The following is an 18170-nucleotide window of genomic DNA, read 5'->3' as shown; positions in this document are numbered from 1 at the left end:
ATGCAAGGCTTTCTCGACATCTTCGACATCTACCTGCTGGAAGCCGTGGTCAACGGCATCCTGCTCGGCGGCGTGTTGGCGCTGCTCGCGCTCGGGCTCAACCTGATCTTCGGCGTCATCGACGTCACCTGGATCTGCTACGCCGAGCTGGTCATGATCGGCATGTACGGCATGTACTACATGGTGCAGGTGTTCGGCCTGCCGTACTGGGTGGCGGCGCCAATCGCGATTCTGCTGGTGGCTGCGCTCGGCGCGCTCCTGCATTACATTGTGATCGAGCCGCTATTGACCGCGCCGCCGATCAACCAGTTGCTTGCGACCGGCGGCGTGCTGTTCATCCTGCAGAGCTTCGCCACCGTCGCCTTCGGCATCGACTTCCGCAATCTCGGCATCCGCCTGCCGGTGCTGGCGATCGGCGACATGCATTTCAGCTATTCGCGGCTGCTCGCCTTCGTCGCCGCCTTGCTCGGCATGCTGGCGGTCTATTTCTTCATGACGCGCACCTATACCGGCACCGCGATCCGCGCCATTTCGCAGGACCGCCAGATCATGTCGCTGATGGGCGTCGATACCAAGCGCATCTATCTCATCACTTCGGCGCTCGGCGGCGCGCTGGCCGGCCTCGCCGCCTGCCTGCTGGTGCTGCAATATGACGTGCATCCCTTTGTCGGGCTGTCGTTCGGGCCGATCACCTTCCTGATCTGCGTGCTCGGGGGCCTCGGCAATTTCGTAGGCGGCTTCCTCGCGGCCTTCGTGTTCGCCCAGATCATTTCGCTGGGCGGCCTGTTCTCCGACCTCGAATGGGGCTACGTGCTGGCGTTCGCCTTCTTCATCGTCATGATGTTCATCCGGCCCGCGGGCCTTTTGGCGAGGCGCTCGTGAATTCCCGTCATGCTGCCTGGGCCGTCGGTTTAGCCGCGCTGGTCGCGCTGCCCTTTGTCTATCGCGAGCCCTATCACCTGCACATCCTCGTGCTGATCCTGATCTGGTCGTTCGCCTATACCGCGTGGTCGATCATGGGCCGCTTCGGGCTGGTGTCGCTCGGCCACGGCGGCTTCATGGGAGTCGGCGCCTATGTCACCGCGCTGTTGTGGAACCATCTCGGCCTGTCGCCATGGATCGGCATTCCCATCAGCATGGTGGCAGCCGGTGTGCTGGCGCTCGTCGTCGCCTATCCCTGTTTTCGCTTCCGCATCACCGGGCATTATTTCGTGCTGGTGACGCTGGCGCTGTCAGGCATCGTGCTGCAGGTCATCACGGCCACGCGCGACCACACCGGCGGCTCGCTCGGCTACACGCCGAACCGCGCCCCCAGCGGCCACGGGCTGGTGGCGCTGCAGTTTGACAGCAAGACGACATGGTATCTGATCGCGCTGGGGGTCTGGGTGTTCGGCCTGCTGATCTGGCGCTGGGTCGACCGCAGCATGAGCCGCTACGCCATGGAGGCGATCTCGGAAGACGAGGACGCAGCGGCCGCGGCCGGCGTCAACGTAACGGCCGAAAAACTCAAGATCACGCTGATCTCGGCGCTGATGACCGCGCTCGCCGGCGCGCTCTACTGCCAGTACCAGATGTTCATCTCGCCGGACACGGTGAGCGGCATCGCAGTATCGCTGCAGATGGTATTCGCCGTCATCGTCGGCGGGCTCTATGTCTCGCTCGGGCCCACCGTCGGCGCCGTCATCACCATCCTGCTTGCGGAGGTGCTGCGCATCAAATTCGGGACCAACGCGGTAGGCTGGGACAACCTCGTCTATGGCGTGATGCTGGTGGTCTTCATCATCTTCCTGCCCAAGGGCATTCTTGGTAGCATCCTCGACCGATTGAAGACGCAACCGAAGAAGCCCAAGACCACATGAACAAGAAATCCTCGCGATCGCTCGCGGATGAACTGAAATCCTATGTCGCCCCGTTCCGTTACGAAGGCTCAGGCGAATTTCACCTGAAGTCGCACAAGACCAACGAGAAGGGCGGTCTCGACAAGGAGAGGGCGACAACGATCATTGAAGCCAACCGCAAGCGTCTGAACGATTTCCAGGAAAAACTTTACGCGCAGGACCGCTGGTCGCTGCTGCTGATCTTCCAGGGCATGGACGCCGCCGGCAAGGATTCCGCGATCAAGAGCGTGTTCGAAGGCGTCAACCCGCAGGGCTGCGACGTCTGGTCGTTCAAGCAGCCGTCGAGCCGGGAGCTCGATCACGATTTCCTCTGGCGCAGCATGATCGCGCTGCCCGAGCGCGGCCGGATCGGTATCTTCAACCGCTCCTATTACGAGGAATGCCTGGTGGTGCGCGTGCACCCGGAGATTCTCGCCAGGCAAAAGATCCCGCCGCGGCTCGTCACCAAGGACATCTGGAAGGAGCGCTTCGAAGACATTTCCGCGATGGAGCGCTATCTCGCGCGCAACGGCACCGTGATCCTGAAATTCTTCCTCAACATCTCCAAGGAAGAGCAGCGCGAGCGCTTTCTCGAGCGCCTGGAAGATCCCGCCAAAAACTGGAAGTTCTCACTGGCCGATATCGGCGAGCGCGCGCTGTGGGCGAAATACCAGGCCGCCTACCAGGACATGATCCACCACACCGCCTCGCGCGAGGCGCCATGGGTTGTCGTCCCCGCCGACCACAAATGGTTCGCCCGCGTCGTGATCGGCTCGGCGATCGTCTCAGCGCTCGATAGGCTCGATCTGCATTTTCCTGAAGTCGACAAGGCCGACCGCAGCGAATTCGCCAAGGTGCGTGAGGCGCTGCTGGCGGAAGAGAAGGGCGCAAAGGGAACGAAGAAGCAGGATGGGTAGCCCGATCCCGATGGGGCAGAGCGATGGGTTTCGCTTCGCTCCACCATCCTCGGGCCCCACAATTCTGGATCGGCCAGCTTCGCCAAGGGGGGCGGCAGCCAACGACCCAGGCGGCAGGACAGCATCGTAAACAAATATTAACCAAACAGGGGCGTTGTAAACGAATTATTAACCAATTGGGTTCGGGATTGGTCGCGCGACAAACCCGCACCAACGGAGAAGCTGATGGATACCCCAACATCTGCCGCACCCGACGAAAAAACGCCTTCGGCGGAACCGGCTTTGGCGACACAACCCAGCAAATCGGAGACGCAAGAGAAGTCGAAACCCGCTGGCTCGCTGGAGGTCAGCGCCGAACGCATCAGTTCTTCCGTCGCACGGTTGACCTCGAATTCGATAGACGAACTTCAGGGGTTGGTTTCCGAACTGCAGAGAATGCAGGAGTTCCTCAAGTCCGAGGTCAACAACGTGCAGCGCCAAATCGACAGCGCGTTGGCCGGAATCAACATCATCGTCGAAACCATCAGTCCCTGGAAAAGTATCGCGGCCTCACAAGCCCATCCATCCGGCATGCGCAACGTCCGCGTGGGGGGACCGGCGGCCAATATAGAGCAACGCATTCGCGTCGGGTAGCAACGGCGGGCGCGCGCCGTTCGCTGATATTTGCTGTTCGGCAGGGTGCAGCATGGCGGCGCGGATTCCATAGGCCACGACCGCGTCCCCGTCGGGCGCTTCTTCCCGCTTGCTCGATCGTCTCGATCACGTCGCGATGGTCGGTGTCATCCTGGCTGTGCGATAAGCCTCGATTGATGTCCAGGTATGCACAGAGAATGAACGCCGGATTGCCACCGCTACGTCACCAAGTCGCCTAACGACTCTGCGATGCTGTTGCAGCGGGCTGTGGGCGATGCGCATAGGTACAGTTATGATGCGCTTTGGGTCCAATCTATTTCGAACGCCGGCACTGAGTGGCCTGGTTCTGGTTGCACTGCTTGTGCTTGGAGCGATGGTCGTTCAAGTTTTCGGATCGACTGAGAAAGGTCGCGGAGTCATTGCTGCGTCCGAACGCAGTGAGGCCAGCACGCGCACCAATCCCGAGAAAGACGGCCAAGTCGTCCTGGATACCGGTGTCCGTGGCCTGAGAGGGTCTCTGCCGTAAGGCGTAAGCCGCGTGGGCGGACCCGTTCGAGGTTTGGAATCGCGCCGGCCCCTCGACGAGTCCGCATTCACCGCGCCGCCGGACAAGGCAAAGCTATCTTTCACTCTTCGTCTGCACATTAACGAACACAAGCGAGCGGAACTTCACCGGTGTGGCAATGCGGTTACGCTTCGATGCTCTTGATCATGCCGCATCACTCGGCAAGCGGTCTCGTGGGTACCGCTCGCGCATCTGGGCTATGACGGTATCATCCAGGCCCGGAAAGATGGCGTAGTGCGCGCAGTTCGTTCGTAGCCGCTTGCATGAGCGGCCTTGCCTGTTCATCCTCGCGGCCAACGATGATGCCGGAAACATAGGCGCGGGCGCGCCTGTCTTGCGGAGGCGCTTTTAGCGCCGCCTCTGCCGCCATCTTTCGATCCGCAATGAAGTCGTTCAGCGAGCCCAAAGCATCCTGGATCTTTTTCGCATGTTTCGTTAGACGCGTGAGCGCCTTTCGGTCGCGTTTGCTGCGGAAAAGACTTTCGAAGAACTCTACCGCGTACCTGATCTTCTTCATCCTGATCCGGAATTTGTGCCGCTCGGGTGCCGTCATCTCTTGCAGCTTTCCCGCGTCCTTTTGTGCCTTCCTGATGCGCCGATCCAAGAGCTTTGCGGCGAATTCGCCAAGTTCGCTATTTGCGGCGTCCGTCCGTCCGCGCTGCGTCTCGATCCATTCGAGCACATCGACGAGCAGCGCGCGGCATCGCGACGAATCGACGGCCCTCTTGGCCTGCCCGAGCGCCTCAGTGCGTTTCTCGGCAAACTGCCTGGCGATGGCTTTGCCACCCCGGCGCGGTGTTATTTCGCGGGCGACAGGACCAATCTTCTCCTCCAGGAAGACGTCCAGCTCGCGCGCGCGGGCGAGTTCGTTTGTCAGCCACCTGAGTTCTATCTTGATTTCTTCGGTTTTCTTGCCTGGCAATGTCTTCGAAAACAGCGAGATGGCGGCGCGCAAGCGGCGCAAGCCCACGCGCATCTGATGCACGCCTTCCGGATCAAGCTGACGGACGGCGTCGACGTTTCCGGAAAAATGGCGAAGGGTGGAGCGGGCAATCACCTGGAAACCCTCGATGGCGGTCATTCGCTTCCCAAGCTCGATTGGCTCGGCAAAAACAGCTTGAGCGCGCTTGCCGTCGACAAGATCGTAGCCCTGGTCTGCCTTCGCTCTCAAACAAAGCTCGGCTGCGAGCTTTCGCTCCAGTGCCTTCGCGACGCGAAACAGGTCGCTCGTCGGTCCGCTCTTCAGTTCGAGCTCGACCTCCTCGATGCGGTTCATGTGACCGGACGCGACAATGCTGCCGTGATCGATGGCAAGTTCCAGTTCGCTCCGTTTGGTGCGGACCGGCATCGTGATGCGATGTACCGAGGTCTCGAAGATCGGCTTCAACTTGCGGCGCAGCTTCTTCGAAGCCAAGCGCTGAAGCGGCGTGCCGTTTGCCTCGTCGAGATCGGGGGTGTTGCCTGCTATCTCGGTTTCCCACTCGCCGCGGCCGAACTGCGCGCCGGACGTCTTCTTGATCGTTTGTATGTGCTTGCCGTCCGCTTGCCTCACCCGGAGCAGAAGTCCGCGCCGTTTCAGCTTGTGTTTCCGCGTGTCGAAATAGGTCGACTTGAGATCGCTCTCCGAGCGCTTGCCGATTTTGCACCCGGGCACCGCCAATCTGGGTGTGGACCCGAGGTTGTGGTTGGGCATACGGAACTTGATTTCGGTCTCAACGCCCATTGGCTGCTCACCTCAGCTATGGGCTGGTTAACGCCGGAAAGTGTTTCCCGGTCCTCAGGCCGCCCCGCCGATTTTCCCGGTGGTTAGGTCACCCATCCTGACCATCTTTTGGCATTGCGGCCGGCCGTATTTCTCGTCTAGAACAGCCCCGGAACGCCGCCTCGGCAACGAACCGTCAATGGTTTTGGCCGAGATTTGGGCGTCCACAAGGGTCTGGCAATGCTGATTCGCAGCGAAAAGTCGGGAGTTTTGGGTGGAGCGGCCGAGGCTGCCCCCGCTCGTCCGGCTGCGTCCGCGCCCACCCTGCTTCTTGGCGGGATTCTGCTTCTTATCGGCCCCTGAGGGCCGTCTGGGCATTTGCGCCTGGGCACTCAGGGGTTTTGAGCGAGATCACCAGACCCTTCAGCGCCACTTGAACCGGCGCAAGACCCAAAGGAATACAGAACCATGACCACCGCCAACAAGTCCGAGAAGGACCGCGTCATCATTTTCGACACCACGCTGCGTGACGGCGAGCAGTGCCCGGGCGCGACCATGACCTACGAGGAAAAGCTCGAAGTCGCCGAGATGCTGGACGACATGGGCGTCGACGTCATCGAGGCCGGCTTCCCGATCACCTCGGAGGGGGACTTCCAGGCGGTCAGCGAGATCGCCCGCCGTTCCAAGAACGCCGTCATCGCCGGCCTGTCGCGCGCCCACCCGAAGGACATCGACCGCTGCGCCGAGGCGGTGAAGTTTGCAAGACGCGGCCGCGTCCACACCGTGATCGCGACTTCGCCGCTGCACATGCGCGTCAAGCTGAACATGACGCCGGAGCAGGTGGTGGAGCTCTCGATCGCCAACGTCACCCGCGCCCGCAACCAGATCGACGACGTCGAATGGTCGGCGGAGGACGGCACCCGCAGCGAGATGGATTTCCTCTGCCGCATCGTCGAGGCCGTCATCAAGGCCGGCGCCACCACGGTCAACATCCCCGACACCGTCGGCTATACCGTGCCGGAGGAATACACCCATTTCATGCGCACGCTGATCGAGCGCGTGCCGAACTCCGACAAGGCGATCTTCTCCGTCCACTGCCATAACGATCTCGGCATGGCGGTCGCGAACTCGCTGGCCGGCATCGCCGGCGGCGCGCGCCAGGTCGAATGCACCGTCAACGGCATCGGCGAGCGGGCCGGCAATGCCGCGCTGGAAGAGATCGTGATGGCGATCAACGTGCGCAACGACAAATTCCCGTGGTGGAACAAGATCGACACCACGCAGTTGACGCGCGCCTCGAAGCTGGTATCGGCGGCAACCTCGTTCCCGGTGCAGTACAACAAGGCGATCGTCGGTCGTAACGCCTTTGCGCATGAAAGCGGCATCCATCAGGACGGCGTGCTGAAGGACGCCTCCACCTACGAGATCATGCGTCCCGAAATGGTCGGCCTGAAGCAGTCGTCGCTGGTGCTGGGCAAGCATTCCGGACGGCATGCCTTCGTGCACAAGCTGGAAGAGATGGGCTACAAGCTCGGACCGAACCAGCTCGAAGATGCCTTTGCGCGGATGAAGGCGCTGGCCGACCGCAAGAAGGACATCTACGACGAGGATATCGAGGCGCTGGTCGACGAGGAAATGGCGGCGTCCCACGACCGCATCAAGCTGACCTCGCTGACCGTCATTGCCGGCACGCATGGTCCGCAGCGCGCCACCATGAAACTCGACGTCGATGGCCAGGTGAAGATCGAGGAAGCCGAAGGCAACGGTCCGGTCGATGCCGTCTTCAACTGCATCAAGGCGCTGGTGCCGCACGAGGCCAAGCTGGAGTTGTATCAGGTCCACGCCGTCACCGAAGGCACCGACGCGCAGGCCGAAGTCTCGGTGCGGCTCTCGCATGAGGGCCGCTCCATGACGGCACGCGCCGCGGATCCGGATACGCTGGTCGCCTCCGCAAAGGCCTATCTCGGCGCGCTCAACAAGATCGTCATGAAGCGCCAGCGCGACATGCCGGCGCAGGCGGCGGGCTGACGGTTCTCGCCCATCGACGGACCAACGAAAACGCGGTGCTGCAAGGCGCCGCGTTTTTTCGTTGAACACGCGAAGGCTAGCGAAATTTCTGGAGCGATCTGGTGCGCCGCCCCGACTAGTTTTAGGATGGGTGGAGCGACTTGTCCGCCGTAGCTCAACGAGCGAAGGCGGAAGCGATACCCATCGGCATCGCAGACTGATGCCTGCGAAGGTTGTCGTCGCCATCCTTGACGGCGGACACCGGGTTTGCGGCCTGCCGTCTCGGTCACGCAGCGGAACCATGATCCAGATCAAGATGGGCGCTCGACAGCCGCCCAAGGAATTCGCGCAATAAGTTGCTCAGCCCGTTTTCTGGGCTGGAAGCTTCGTGGCTGGGTCGCCGCGCTGGTGTGTGCGGTCGGTCACCGCGATCCCAACGCCGCCGCTTGCTGTTCGGTGATCGGAGCATGTCACCAATGAAACGCTGTCTCGCTGCTTTCGCAATCGCCGCCAGCCTGTTCGCACCGGTTGCGCGCGCCAACGAGGCCTTGGAAGCCAAGGTGCGGGCCTACGTTCCGGTCGCCTCCCTCGCCAAAGTATGTGACCTCAGGATCAATGACGCCACTTCGGGTGACCACCGCGCCATGCTCGAAGCGGTGAAATCCGACCCGAACGCCAACAAACTCGCCTACCGCGTGCATTACGAAACGCGGACTGCCTACATCAAGGCCCGCGACGCAGGTCAACGGGTCGCCTTCTGCAAGGACTTCATCGCAGCCAACAGCCAATACGCCAAGGCGCGCTTCACCGCCGTGGTCGAGGACCACATGAGCGACATCAGCACCAGTGTGCAGAAAGCGATTGCCCATAACGTCTGCGGTGCGCCCCCCGTCAAGCTGTCCAAGGCCGACTGGAAACCGTACGCGCTCATCAAAAAGATGCTTCAGAACGAGCAAAAGTTGGCCAAGGAAAACGCCGAGACGAACGGCTGGAACGTCACCGAGGAAATGACGGCGGTCACGGAACAGTTCTGCGCGGCGATAAAAACCCGATGAGCATCACCGCCGCCATAATCCGAGCCCCGCTGATGCGTCTTTGCGCGGCCCTGGTGGTCCGGGCCGTGCCATCCAGCGCGTAGGGTGGGCAAAGGAGCGCTAGCGACGTGCCCACCATCCATCATCTGGCGCGTTTTTCGATGGTGGGCACGCTTCGCTTTGCCCACCCTACGAAACTGCGAACGCGCAAGCGCAATCTCGATACGCAACTGCGACAAGATAACCCGAATGCAAATCACTTCTGATTTTCAGAAATCGTGTCAAGGCCAGGAATCAAAAATATTCCGCTTTCGTTCTCACCCAAATCAGTCGCATAACTCCGCCCGTCTTCCGCAGATGAGGGGCGCTTCGCGATCGTCACGAACGCGCGGTGAGATGCGATGGACGCTGATGTCACGACGACGTACGTGACGGGAGCGGCGAAGTCGTGTGGTTCGGACGCCGCGGTGCTGGCGTTAAGTCCTTAAGAAGCGAAGCTTCTCAGGGATGACGGAGGCAAAAGAGCCGTTCTCCGGGGAGAGCACGAAGTAAGCCGTAAAGCCATTGCGCAGGGAAGGCCGGAGTGTTTCCGCTGTACCTGTATGCTCGTGTGCGTTTTTCCTTATGCGCAACGGCACACGAGACCTCGGGTGCAGCAAGCACCCGGTCTTCCCTGCGCCCTCTAAATGAGGGGGCGGGACGAAGTAAATGCAAACCTTGGGCAAAACATGTCGCGAGATCGCGAAGCTATATCCACGTCATTGCGAGCCAACGGGTCGGCGCGAAGCGCCGCCCGATAACAGGCTCCGCGAAGCAATCCATTGTCACCTCGTGCGCGGAAAGATGGATTGCTTCGCTGCGCTCGCAATGACGGATGAGAAAGTCCCCGGAGCCTTTCGTTACGAGGAAAGCAGACATAGCGAAGGTTTATTGGACACGGCGTGCGCGGGGCCAGCACGATCCTCCGGTGCCGATGGCATAGAAGAAAGGAGGGTAGCTGATTTTGCAACGCAGCAAAGCCGGAGAGCAGGCCCCTTCTAACGGGCAATGGCAATTCGGCCGGCTTGTCTATATTGATGCATCTGGCATGCAAGCATCGGAGCCGCGTCGCGAGCTCCGGGACAATAACGGGAGGAAACATGCGCAAGCTGATTTTGGCCGCGGCATCGATCGCGGCGCTGACTTTGGCTGGACCTGCTGCGGCGCAATCGCCGATCGTGATCAAGTTCAGCCACGTGGTGGCCACCAATACGCCGAAGGGGCTGGCGGCCGAGAAGTTCAAGGAACTGGCCGAGAAGTATACCCAGGGCAAGGTCAAGGTCGAAGTCTATCCGAACTCGCAGCTCTACAAGGACAAGGAAGAGCTGGAAGCGCTGCAACTCGGTGCGGTGCAGATGCTGGCGCCCTCGAACTCGAAGTTCGGGCCGATCGGGGTGAAGGAATTCGAGGTGTTCGATCTTCCCTACATCCTTCCCGATCTGAAGACGCTGCGGAAAGTGACTGACGGTCCGCTTGGTACCAAGCTCCTGAAGCTGCTGGAGCCGAAGGGCATGATCGGTCTTGCCTATTGGGACAACGGCTTCAAGCAGATGAGCGCCAACAAGAAGCTGGTGGCGCCCGCTGACTACAAGGGACTGAAATTCCGCATCCAGTCGTCGAAGGTGCTGGAAGCGCAGTTCCGCACGCTTGGCGTGATCCCGCAGGTGATGGCGTTCTCTGAAGTGTATCAGGCGCTGCAAACTGGCGTGGTCGACGGGCAGGAGAATACCTGGTCGAACATCTACACCCAGAAAATGCACGAGGTGCAGAAGTACATCACCCACACCAACCACGGTTACATCGGTTATGTGGTGGTTACCAACAAGAAGTTCTGGGACGGCCTGCCGGCGGATATTCGCGCACAGTGCGAAAAGGCGATGAAGGAAGCGACCGAATACGGCAACGGCCAGTCGGCCAAGGAAAACGACGACGCGCTCGCCGACATCAAGAAGACCGGCAAGAGCGAGATCATCACGCTGACGCCGGAGCAGGACGCCGCCATGCGCAAGGCGATGGATCCGGTCTACAAGGACGTCGCAAACCGCGTCGGCCAGCCCTTGATCGACGAATTCCTGAAGGAGACGAGGGGCGCGACCAACTGAGCGGCGCGTAACATTCGGGAAGCGTCCGGACGATCGAGTTGTCATTGGGGCGGCAATTCACTCTTCGTCATGGCCGGGCTTGTCCCGGCCATCCACGTCTTCCTTGCAGCGATGCAGCTAGACATGGATGCCCGGGACAAGCCCGGGCATGACGAGGGGACAGAGTAGGGGGAAACATTGATACTGCTTCGCATCCTCGACCGGCTTGAGGAACTGCTGATCACGGTGCTGATCGCAGCCGCGACCCTGATCATCTTCGTTGCGGTGATGCATCGCTATCTGGTCGGCGTTCCCTTCCTCTACGACCTCCTGTTCCCAATCAACCTGTCCTGGGCGCAGGAGGTTTGCATCTACATGTTCGTGTGGATGGCGAAATTCGGCGCCGCGTATGGCGTGCGCACCGGCATCCATGTCGGCGTCGACGTGCTGGTGAACAAGCTCAATCCGCCGATCCGCAAGGGCACGGTGCTGTTCGGCCTGTTGTGCGGCGCGCTGTTCACCGCGGTGGTGGGAACGATGGGCGCAAAGTTCGTCCATGGGCTCTACTACACCGACCAGGTCTCGCCCGACCTCGAACTGCCGATCTGGATCATCTATCTCTGTGTCCCGCTCGGCTCCTATTTGATGTGCTTCCGCTTCCTGCAGGTTGCCTGGAATTTCTGGCGCACCGGTCATCTGCCGCATCACGACGAAACCCAGGTTGAGGGCGTCGAAGTCGAAGCGCCCGGGGTCGGCGCCGGGGGGATCGCCCGATGACCGCCGCGATCATCTTCGGGCTGCTCGTCGCGCTGATGCTGACGGGCATGCCGATCTCGATTGCGCTCGGCCTCACCGTGCTGACGTTCCTGTTCACTTTCACGACGGTGCCGATCGAATCGGTGGCGCTAAAACTGTTCACCGGCATCGAGAAGTTCGAGATCATGGCGATCCCGTTCTTCATCCTTGCCGGCAACTTCCTCACCCATGGCGGCGTCGCGCGAAGAATGATCGCATTCGCGCGGACCATGATCGGCCATTGGCCCGGCGGCCTCGGCATTGCCGCCACCATGTCGGCGGCGCTGTTTTCGGCCGTGTCGGGATCGTCGCCCGCGACCGTGGTTGCCATCGGCTCGATCATGCTGCCCGCCATGTTGCAGGTCGGCTATCCCCGGCGCTTTGCCGCCGGCGTGATCGTCACCGGCGGCGCGCTCGGCAACCTGATCCCGCCCTCGATCATCATGGTGATCTATTCGGTCGCCACCAGCGGCGCCGTTTACCTCGGCCCGAACGGCGAGAAGGTCGGCTCCGCCTCGGTCGGGCAATTGTTCATGGCCGGGATGGTGCCGGGCGTGATCCTGGCCATCATGCTGTCCTCGACCACGTGGTATCGCGCGTGGAAGAACAACATCCCGCGGGTCGAGAAGGCTTCCTGGGGTGAGGCGTTCCGCGCCTTCATCGACTCGTTCTGGGGCGTTTCTCTCATCGTCGTGGTGCTGGGCGGCATCTATGCCGGCTGGTTCACGCCGACGGAAGCCGCCGCGATGAGCGCGGTCTACGCCTTCCTGATCGAGATGTTCATCTACAAGGACCTGAAGTGGAAGGACGTGCCAAAGGTCCTGCTCGTCTCCGCGAACATGAGCGCGATGATCCTCTACATCGTGACCAACGCGGTGCTGTTCTCGTTCCTGATGACGAGCGAACAGATCCCGCAGGCGATGTCCAACTGGATCACCGGCAGCGGTATCAACTGGATCACCTTCCTCCTGGTCGTGAACCTGCTGCTACTGCTCGCGGGCAACGTGATGGAGCCGTCATCGATCGTGCTGATCATGGCGCCGATCCTTTATCCGATCGCGGTCAAGCTCGGTATCGATCCGGTCCATTTCGGCATCATCATCGTGGTCAACATGGAGATCGGCATGTGTCATCCGCCGGTCGGATTAAATCTCTATGTCGCCTCCGGCATCGCCAAGATGGGCATCACCGAACTGTCGATCGCGGTGCTGCCCTGGCTGATCACGCTGCTGGTCTTCCTCGGCCTGATCACCTACATCCCGGAATTGTCGCTGTGGCTGCCGCGGACGCTCGGCATGCTCTAGTCATGCCGCATTGCACTGGATCAAACGGAGGGCGCATTACATCTTGGTAAGGGAGGCCGGTCTTGCCAATCCTTAAGTTGAACACAGGCCGGGGCAGGCTCATCTTCAGGCAACCTTTCACAGGAGGTTCGCATGAGGAAGTTCGCCATCGCAGCGGTTGCGGTTCTTGCCATCGCCGGCTCCACCGCCGTCTACGCCCAGCACCGCCATTGGGGCTATGGCCATATGCGGATGAGCCCGGAAGACCGGGCGGCTTACGCCGACGCGCGGATCGCGGCCGTCCATGCCGGCCTCAAACTCTCGGCCGAGCAGGAAAAGCTGTGGCCGCCGGTCGAGGCCGCGGTCAGGGAGTTCGCCAAGCTCAGGATCGATCGCGCCAACGCGCGGATGAATGCGTCTCGGGACGATTCCAGCCAGCAGAAGCCGGACGATCCGGTGGCGCGGCTGCGTGACCGGGCCGAGACCATGGCCGCCTCGGCGGCAGCCATGAAGAAGATCGCGGATGCGGCCGACCCGCTCTACAAGACGCTGGATGACGGCCAGAAGCGCCGGCTTGCCGTCCTGACCCGGATGGACCGGTTCGGCGGCCGGGAAGGCTGGCGCCACCACCGGTTCGAGCGCGAAATGGGCAGGGATCGCGACTTTGACCGCCATCGGGGCTATGACCGCGACCGTTATGACCGGGATGGTGGTCCGGACCGGGGCGGCCCCGAGCGGCTCTGACGGCCCCGGCCGGGCCCTCATCCGAACATCCGCAGAAGCCGCTGAAATCCAGCGGCTTTTCGCCATTCCGGAAAGCCGCCAAAGCCCGGGAAAACTTCAGCCGGCTTGCTGGACATCCCGGGATCGCTTTGCTAAACGACGCCCCTCGCAAAGGTTTTCCGGACCTAGAGCGTCCGGGCGCATAGCTCAGTTGGTAGAGCAGCTGACTCTTAATCAGCGGGTCCCAGGTTCGAGCCCTGGTGCGCCCACCAAGCCTTTCAAGAACTTAGGGACCTCGCGAAGCGGCCATTCCGACAGGCGGTCAGCGGCTATTCCGACAAACCGGCTGCCTTTGTTCGCTCCTCCCGACGCTTCTTCGTGCCCGAAATGAGCTGCTTGCGTGTGCGCTTCGCATATGTCGGGAGCTGCCTTGAGGACCGGTGCCGCCCCGCTGCGCGCAATTCAGCATCCGTGAGGTCGCTGTCGGCTCCCTCTGTAAAGCCGCCGTGGCGGAACGAGGTGAATGACAGTTCTTCTCGGAGACCGGCGGACCGGATAATTTCCTTCACCACATCACGCAAATAGCGAAGGTCTTTCTTTTCGGTAATCCATGGCAGTGGCGTACGAGATCTACGGTGCGCGTGATCCCGCCGGAAAACGAGGCCTGAGACCATCGTCTTAGAACAGGGAGGCCACTCGAGCAATATTTTTTGACGGTGCAAGATCCGACCAAGGCCGAACCGTGGCGCTCACTTCTCGAACAGGACAGCACCGGCGTGCTCTCCTCTGAGATCCCCATCTTTCTAGCGCAGGGAACCAATGACCAGATCATCCGGCCCGCGATTACCCAGGCCTACATGGAAAAGCTGTGCAAGGCGGGCAGCAAGGTCAGGATGGTCATTCTGCCCGGTATCGGGCACGGACGCGCCGCGCAAGCGAGCACGATGGCGGCGGTGAACTGGATGACTGACCGCTTTGCCGGGAAAATACCTCCGGACGACTGCGTCAGATAGAGCTTGTCGATGGAGCTACGAAGGAATCGACACTATCCGCTCGATGGGCATAACAGCTTCGACTTCACCTGCAGCGTGCGGCGGCGCTCCAGCTTTCGGTCGGCAGCCAGCGGTCAGTCAGCCGTCAAAACGTCTCGGTAATCTTGCTCAGGCGAGGGGGACGATCCGGGTCGAATCCGCAGGCGCGCGCGGCTGTTCGATCATCCGATAGGCCGGAACGAGCATGGTGATCGGGTCGGTGGCGGGGTCATCCTCGGCCAGCCAGGGCAGCGAGCCATGCGGTCCGCCGCATAGATGCAGCGCGATCTCCTGCTCGCGCAATTCTTCTGCCAGCGCGTCCACCGTAACAGCCGTTTCATCCATGAGGCGCATCATGACAACCGGCGTGCGCGACGATAGCGCGGCGCGCGGCCCATGCTGCAGCTCGGCGGCGCTCACGCAGAGCGATGGCTTGCGACGAGATATTCAATCCATGTCAATCTCGGGTTGATCACTGTGATCTCCAGGCATTGGGAGCAAGCAGATGGCGCGCAAACCATTCAATCGAGAAGGACTCAACGCCCTCCTCAAATATAAAGGTGCCGGCCTATCGATTGTGATGCTGGCCGCCCTTCCCGGCGTGGCACACGCCGACGAAAACGGCATCAGCTTCTGGGTCCCCGGATTCTTTGGAAGCTTGGCGGCCACGCCGCAGCAGCCGGGTTGGTCGCTAGCGAACATCTACTACCACACCTCCGTCTCCGCCGGCGCTGACGTCGCGCGTTCGCGCGAATTCACGCTCGGCAGGGTTCCGGCCAACCTTACCTTAAATGCAAATCTGAATTTGAGCCTCAACGCCACCGGCAATCTTGGCTTTGTGATCCCGACCTATGTATTCGCGACGCCGGTTCTCGGCGGCCAGGCGTCGGTGTCCCTCATAGGAGCTTATGGCGTCGTCGGCACCAGCCTGGCGGGGACCTTGTCAGGCGTGCTCACGACACCTTTCGGCAACGTTCCCTTCGCGCGGTCCGAGAGCATCAGCGACACGACATGGGGTTTTGGGGATCTGATCCCGCAATTCGCATTGTGCTGGAACGCCGGCGTCCACAACTACATGACCTACATCACAGGCGACATCCCGGTTGGCGCTTACCAGTCCACGCGCTTGTCAAATCTGGGCATCGGACACGGCGCGATCGACGCCGGCGGAGGCTACACCTATTTCAATCCGCAGACCGGCCACGAATTCTCCGGCGTGCTCGGCTTCACCTACAATTTCGAGAATCCTGCGACGCAGTATCAGAGCGGCGTCGACATGCACTTCGACTGGGGTGCGTCGCAGTTCCTGTCGAAGCAGGTCATGGTTGGCCTCGTGGGCTATGTCTACAAGGAGCTCGGCTGTGACAGCGGTTCAGGCAACCGCGTCGGCTGCTTCCAGTCCCAGGTGGTTGGCGTCGGTCCCCAGATCGGATTTCTTTTTCCGGTCGGCGACATGCAGGGCTATCTCAATCTCAAGGCTTACGGAGAGTTTGCCGCAGAGAATCGTCCCAGTGGCTGGAATACCTGGGTCACCTTCGCCATCTCGCCGCCAGCGCCCGGCGCGCCTCCGACAACCAAACCCATCGTCAGAAAATATTAGGATCGGAGCGGCTGGGGCGGGTCGATCGTTCTCGGGAGACGTTCGCGATCTCTCCGATGGCTCCGACCAGCACCGTGACGCCCGACGCGCCGCATCGTGACCGGCCTATTTTGTGAGCATCGCGGGCAAGGATCCAATGTATCCAGATACGCCGTCCGTCAGCCAGCTATCGCAGGTAATTTCGCAGGCGGCAGCGCCCGCGTTCCTGCTGGGCGCACTGGCAGCCTTCATCGCCGTGCTGATTTCCCGCCAGAACCGAATCCTCGACCGCACTGTGGTCCTGAACGGGATACCGGATCACGACACCGTCCGATCCCGGCTCAAGGTCGATCTACCACGCCTGATGCGGCGGGCGGCGATGCTGAACCGGGCAATCTTCTGGGCGGTCGTCGCCAGCATTTCGGTGACGCTTCTTGTTATCGTGGCGTTTGTAACTGCGTTCTTTCAGCTCCAGCATGAGCGGGGGGTGGCCCTCTTCTTCCTGATTTCGCTGGGCGCTTTCACAATCTCGCTGGTCGATTTTGCCCGGGAGGTGCGCATCGCGCTGGGCGAACTCGATCATTACGCCTGACGGGTGACGCCTTCGTCGCACCATCACCCTTTTGGCCGGAGGCAGCCCGCGCCGACACGCCCGAGACGTTGCCCGGTCGTTTGCTGACACCGAAGACTTTGAGAAGTCACGACGTGAGCGCAAGAAGATCGAGATGCGGTTCGCACACTTGAAGCGTATCCTGAAGCTCGGTCGGCTTCGACTGCGTGGACCACGAGGCGCCCAAGACGAGTTTGTTCTTGCTGCCATCGCCCAGAACCTGCGGCGGCTCGCGTCGCTGGTCGCTCGTCCACCACCCGCTCGGGCTATGTGCATCGCGTAGCGTTAGAGTTGCGTAGAGAGCGTCTGAGCCGGCGGATCAAAGCCGGTCGCCCTTAGCGAAATGGCCTACCGATCCATCTGTAGCAGCCGACTTTTGCAACAAAATCGGCACTTTTCGGACCTAGCTCGATGTCCGAGTTGAGTCCGTAATGCGCAGCAAAGCGGACATTGGTTAGCTGCAACCGGCTATGCCGAGCCTACCATGAGCCAAGGCAATGCCAGGGACGCCGACAAGGTGGTGGCCGATCTGGTTGATCTGATGAATCCCCGAGAACAAACGGGTGGCCTCGCGGTCAACTGCAAGCGCCGATGGCACCACCTTATTTGGCCGGATTTCCGTATGAAGGCTTGGAATATACGGGCACGGTGCCAATCTCACGCCCCGCATCGTTGATTATAGCTATGCGGCGCTCAGGATCGTCTTCAGGCTTATCGAGTGAAACGCCTATGGCAAGCACCGTAGCCCTGATTATTGCATCGGTATCGTCTTCGCAGACAAAGCCTGATGCATCAAAAAGCCTGTGCCCGTCCTCAACATCAAAAAAGTAGCGCGGCATTGGCAACCTCCAGTTTGCCAAGCTCTTCCAGACAGCATTGTTCCGATAGCAAGGCCGCTGAGTTGGCGGCCTCTAGTTTGATTTGGCTTCGACCAATACATTAACTTTTCGATAATGAGCAAAATTGACCAGCGGCGGGAGAGCGGAAGTTCGATGGTGGTTCCATCACCGCCCCCTCGGTATCTACCGGTGACTGAGAGTTCTGTAACGCTCTCGCCTGATCTAAGGCGAAGCATCATGCTCACACTGCGGCGACCACTTTGCTCCACCTGCCAAACAAAAACTGTGCTGGCGCGGGTTACCCCCGGCCCTATTGGCTTCGATATCCGAACGTTCGAATGCCCTGCGTGTAAACAGGTCCATCAGACTGTGTCCGAACTACTAATCGACCCGATGAAGTCCCTCAGAACGAACGCATGGCTTCGCGGACAACTGCAAGCGCCAACGTAAAGGAC

Annotated in this window: 15 protein-coding genes, 1 tRNA gene and 2 pseudogenes; 15 read left to right on the top strand and 3 right to left on the bottom strand. The window is 60.9% G+C overall.

The annotated features are described in order from the left end of the window. The 4 genes and pseudogenes from ACH79_RS01100 (at position 1) to ACH79_RS01085 (ending at position 3427) form a co-directional block, all read left to right on the top strand. Positions 1-882, top strand: a complete 882-nt coding sequence (locus ACH79_RS01100; RefSeq protein WP_057837854.1) for a branched-chain amino acid ABC transporter permease — start codon at positions 1-3, stop codon at positions 880-882. Next, positions 879-1890, top strand: a pseudogene (locus tag ACH79_RS01095) (branched-chain amino acid ABC transporter permease). Before ACH79_RS01100 ends, ACH79_RS01095 begins: the two are co-directional and overlap by 4 nt. Further along, complete coding sequence (locus ACH79_RS01090) at positions 1856-2794, top strand: polyphosphate kinase 2 family protein (protein WP_161849361.1); 939 nt, start codon at positions 1856-1858, stop codon at positions 2792-2794. Before ACH79_RS01095 ends, ACH79_RS01090 begins: the two are co-directional and overlap by 35 nt. Positions 2795-3019: 225 nt before the next feature. Next, positions 3020-3427 (top strand): hypothetical protein, encoded by a 408-nt coding sequence (locus ACH79_RS01085; RefSeq protein ID WP_161849360.1) that lies wholly within the window; start codon positions 3020-3022, stop codon positions 3425-3427. 773 nt (positions 3428-4200) lie between these two features. Here the strand turns inward: ACH79_RS01085 and ACH79_RS01080 are convergent. Further along, positions 4201-5685 carry a CYTH and CHAD domain-containing protein gene (locus ACH79_RS01080; RefSeq protein WP_246738787.1) on the bottom strand — a complete coding sequence of 495 codons (1485 nt, stop codon included), beginning with the start codon at positions 5683-5685 and terminating at the stop codon, positions 4201-4203. 477 nt (positions 5686-6162) lie between these two features. Here ACH79_RS01080 and ACH79_RS01075 point away from each other — a divergent pair, with 477 nt between their 5' ends. From ACH79_RS01075 to ACH79_RS01040, 8 genes are all read left to right on the top strand, one after another. Then, positions 6163-7722, top strand: a complete 1560-nt coding sequence (locus tag ACH79_RS01075) for a 2-isopropylmalate synthase (protein ID WP_161849358.1) — start codon at positions 6163-6165, stop codon at positions 7720-7722. Positions 7723-8147: 425 nt separating this feature from the next. Beyond that, positions 8148-8756, top strand: coding sequence for a hypothetical protein (locus ACH79_RS01070; RefSeq protein WP_161849357.1), 609 nt, complete (start codon positions 8148-8150; stop codon positions 8754-8756). 1118 nt (positions 8757-9874) lie between these two features. Beyond that, entirely contained in the window at positions 9875-10876 is a 1002-nt protein-coding gene (locus tag ACH79_RS01065; RefSeq protein WP_161849356.1) for a TRAP transporter substrate-binding protein, read from the top strand. Between the two features lie 180 nt (positions 10877-11056). Further along, positions 11057-11632: a TRAP transporter small permease gene (locus ACH79_RS01060; protein WP_161856159.1), complete on the top strand. Its 576-nt coding sequence runs from the start codon at positions 11057-11059 to the stop codon at positions 11630-11632. Further along, complete coding sequence (locus tag ACH79_RS01055) at positions 11629-12954, top strand: TRAP transporter large permease (protein WP_161849355.1); 1326 nt, start codon at positions 11629-11631, stop codon at positions 12952-12954. The genes ACH79_RS01060 and ACH79_RS01055 overlap by 4 nt, the downstream gene beginning before the upstream one ends. Before the next feature lie 132 nt (positions 12955-13086). After that, a complete protein-coding gene (locus tag ACH79_RS01050) occupies positions 13087-13677 on the top strand; it encodes a Spy/CpxP family protein refolding chaperone (RefSeq protein ID WP_161849354.1) in 591 nt (196 codons plus the stop codon). 175 nt (positions 13678-13852) lie between these two features. Next, positions 13853-13928 (top strand) — tRNA-Lys (locus ACH79_RS01045). Between the two features lie 444 nt (positions 13929-14372). After that, a complete protein-coding gene (locus tag ACH79_RS01040; RefSeq protein ID WP_246738786.1) occupies positions 14373-14669 on the top strand; it encodes a S9 family peptidase in 297 nt (98 codons plus the stop codon). Between the two features lie 147 nt (positions 14670-14816). Here ACH79_RS01040 and ACH79_RS01035 read toward each other — a convergent pair whose 3' ends face one another. Next, positions 14817-15107 (bottom strand): hypothetical protein, encoded by a 291-nt coding sequence (locus ACH79_RS01035; RefSeq protein ID WP_161849352.1) that lies wholly within the window; start codon positions 15105-15107, stop codon positions 14817-14819. Between the two features lie 160 nt (positions 15108-15267). Between ACH79_RS01035 and ACH79_RS01030 the strand changes: the two genes are divergently transcribed. The 3 genes and pseudogenes from ACH79_RS01030 to ACH79_RS01020 all read left to right on the top strand — a co-directional run. Continuing rightward, on the top strand, positions 15268-16287 hold the full coding sequence (locus tag ACH79_RS01030) for a transporter (protein ID WP_161856158.1): 1020 nt from the start codon (positions 15268-15270) through the stop codon (positions 16285-16287). A gap of 136 nt (positions 16288-16423) precedes the next feature. Continuing rightward, the gene (locus tag ACH79_RS01025; RefSeq protein ID WP_161849351.1) at positions 16424-16858 is read left to right on the top strand and encodes a DUF2721 domain-containing protein; all 435 of its coding nucleotides are present in this window, start codon (positions 16424-16426) and stop codon (positions 16856-16858) included. 58 nt (positions 16859-16916) lie between these two features. Then, a pseudogene (locus tag ACH79_RS01020) lies at positions 16917-17159 on the top strand (transposase); the annotation flags it as partial. Positions 17160-17478: 319 nt separating this feature from the next. Here ACH79_RS01020 and ACH79_RS01015 read toward each other — a convergent pair. Next, complete coding sequence (locus ACH79_RS01015; RefSeq protein ID WP_161849350.1) at positions 17479-17715, bottom strand: hypothetical protein; 237 nt, start codon at positions 17713-17715, stop codon at positions 17479-17481. Positions 17716-18170 lie beyond the last annotated feature (455 nt).

The sequence above is a fragment of the Bradyrhizobium sp. CCBAU 051011 genome (assembly GCF_009930815.1).
Taxonomy (GTDB): domain Bacteria; phylum Pseudomonadota; class Alphaproteobacteria; order Rhizobiales; family Xanthobacteraceae; genus Bradyrhizobium.
This window is presented reverse-complemented; position numbering and strand designations above follow the sequence as displayed.

Bases quoted from the DNA above. Each gene is read 5' to 3' on its own strand.
- ACH79_RS01050 (WP_161849354.1), top strand. From the start codon at position 13,087: ATGAGGAAGTTCGCCATCGCAGCGGTTGCGGTTCTTGCCATCGCCGGC.
- ACH79_RS01100 (WP_057837854.1), top strand. From the start codon at position 1: ATGCAAGGCTTTCTCGACATCTTCGACATCTACCTGCTGGAAGCCGTG.
- ACH79_RS01090 (WP_161849361.1), top strand. From the start codon at position 1,856: ATGAACAAGAAATCCTCGCGATCGCTCGCGGATGAACTGAAATCCTAT.
- ACH79_RS01055 (WP_161849355.1), top strand. From the start codon at position 11,629: ATGACCGCCGCGATCATCTTCGGGCTGCTCGTCGCGCTGATGCTGACG.
- ACH79_RS01015 (WP_161849350.1), bottom strand. From the start codon at position 17,715: ATGCCGCGCTACTTTTTTGATGTTGAGGACGGGCACAGGCTTTTTGAT.
- ACH79_RS01085 (WP_161849360.1), top strand. From the start codon at position 3,020: ATGGATACCCCAACATCTGCCGCACCCGACGAAAAAACGCCTTCGGCG.
- ACH79_RS01080 (WP_246738787.1), bottom strand. From the start codon at position 5,685: ATGCCCAACCACAACCTCGGGTCCACACCCAGATTGGCGGTGCCCGGG.
- ACH79_RS01075 (WP_161849358.1), top strand. From the start codon at position 6,163: ATGACCACCGCCAACAAGTCCGAGAAGGACCGCGTCATCATTTTCGAC.
- ACH79_RS01025 (WP_161849351.1), top strand. From the start codon at position 16,424: ATGTATCCAGATACGCCGTCCGTCAGCCAGCTATCGCAGGTAATTTCG.
- ACH79_RS01030 (WP_161856158.1), top strand. From the start codon at position 15,268: ATGCTGGCCGCCCTTCCCGGCGTGGCACACGCCGACGAAAACGGCATC.
- ACH79_RS01065 (WP_161849356.1), top strand. From the start codon at position 9,875: ATGCGCAAGCTGATTTTGGCCGCGGCATCGATCGCGGCGCTGACTTTG.